This window comes from Aetokthonos hydrillicola CCALA 1050, assembly GCF_017591665.1.
GTDB classification, from domain to species: domain Bacteria; phylum Cyanobacteriota; class Cyanobacteriia; order Cyanobacteriales; family Nostocaceae; genus Aetokthonos; species Aetokthonos hydrillicola.
Window position 1 is genome coordinate 1 of sequence record NZ_JAAKGC010000352.1, and the last position, 1,751, is coordinate 1,751.

The 1,751-nt window shown below is 43.7% G+C and carries 1 protein-coding gene and 1 pseudogene; both read left to right on the forward strand.

Annotated features, from left to right (window positions below; genetic code table 11):
* Positions 1–250 precede the first annotated feature (250 nt).
* Positions 251–793 (forward strand): annotated as a pseudogene (locus tag G4P69_RS37825) (SRPBCC family protein); the annotation flags it as partial.
* 525 nt (positions 794–1,318) lie between these two features.
* Positions 1,319–1,751 (forward strand): alcohol dehydrogenase catalytic domain-containing protein (locus tag G4P69_RS37830; RefSeq protein WP_208355052.1); only part of this gene is annotated, 433 nt, incomplete at its 3' end.

The following is a 1,751-nucleotide window of genomic DNA, read 5'->3' on the forward strand; positions in this document are numbered from 1 at the left end:
AGATACAAGCGAGAACCAACTAACTTAACACCAATCTCATTCCTTAGTTAGAGGTTTGGTTTAGTCGAAAGCTTTAAGGTTCAGGTGTTGATTTGTAGTAGTTAATTTTTATAGTAGTCTATAAGACTGATACGAAGGGTAAATTTTTTCAACAGACTTCTACGTGTCTTTCCTTTATAAGCTGCTATCCTACACTGTTCTCCGCTCATAGTATTAAAGTTTAGACAAATTTGTTTGTCCAAACTGCGATAAACAAAGCACCATACAGCAAGCATGGGAGACAATAGATATGAGCCAACCAATTAAAGTTGAAAAGACGGTAACGATTAACAAACCAGCAGAGGAACTCTACCGCTTTTGGCATAACTTTGAGAACCTGCCGCGCTTTATGAAGTATCTCCAAGACGTAAAAGTACACAATAATAAGCGAGAGTCCTCCGGACACGCTACGCGAACGCACTGGACGACCAGTGGGGCGTTAGGTGTACGTGTTGAATGGGATGCAGACATCATTGAAGATCGGGAAAACGAATTGATTGCTTGGGCTTCGGTTGAAGGTGCAGACGTGGATAACTCTGGTTTTGTCCGCTTCCGGCCAGCACCCGGCGATCGCGGTACTGAGGTAAAAGTTGTCACGAAATATAACCCGCCTGGTGGAGCGATTGGAGCTACCATTGCCAAAATCTTCGGCAAAGAACCAGAACAGCAAATCGGAGATGATTTACGCCGCTTCAAAATGATGATGGAAGCAGGCGAGATTGCCACCACAGAGGGACAACCAACAGGGAAATAGTCACTTGTCCTTTGTTTATTAGCTGACAAAAAATGACTCCGGACAAATGTACGGTCAGAAGTATATTCCCCTGTTGGTGGAGCATGTTTTGAAGGGCGAAGTCGAACTATCGGCTGTGTTCTCGCATCACTTACCTCTAGCAGAAGCGCCGCAAGGCTTTAAACTGTTTAAGCACAAAAAAGATAACTGCTTAAGAAGGCAGAAGTACTAAGGCAGCTATGCTGCTATGTATACCCATAAATAAATTCAGGGTATTTAGTAATGACGCAGTATTTCTTGTTCTACGCCGGAGCAACATACATATTTCCTTCTTTTTTCATAAATAAATTTAGCGGCTTGTGACAAGCATGGCATCGGGCAGATCTTTAAATCTTTTACATAGCAGCATAGCTGCCTTTATTTGGTCAAGGTCTTACTCAAACCCTGACAAGTGAGCGAACTTTAACATACGCCAAGATGTTAAGAAAGCTTGTTATCTCTTAACCTTTACATCTTGGTGCCAGATAAAAAAAGGAGAATAACTCAATGAAAGCTGTTTGCTGGCAAGGTACCAACGACGTACAGGTCGAAACCGTACCCGATCCAAAAATCATTAATCCCCGTGATGCTGTCGTCAAAATCACGACAACGGCGATTTGCGGTTCTGATTTACATCTTTATGACGGCTACATTCCCACAATGGAAAAGGGAGACATCCTTGGTCATGAATTTATGGGTGAAGTCGTTGAATTGGGCAGTGCCGTCAAAAATATCAAGATAGGCGATCGCGTAGTTGTTCCATTTCCCATTGCCTGTGGCAACTGCTTCTTCTGCCAACGCCAGTTAACATCACTGTGCGATAACTCTAACCCGAATGCTTGGATAGCTGAAAAACTCATGGGTCATTCCCCGTCTGGTCTTTTTGGCTACTCCCACATGATGGGTGGCTACGCTGGAGGGCAAGCAGAATACGCCCGCG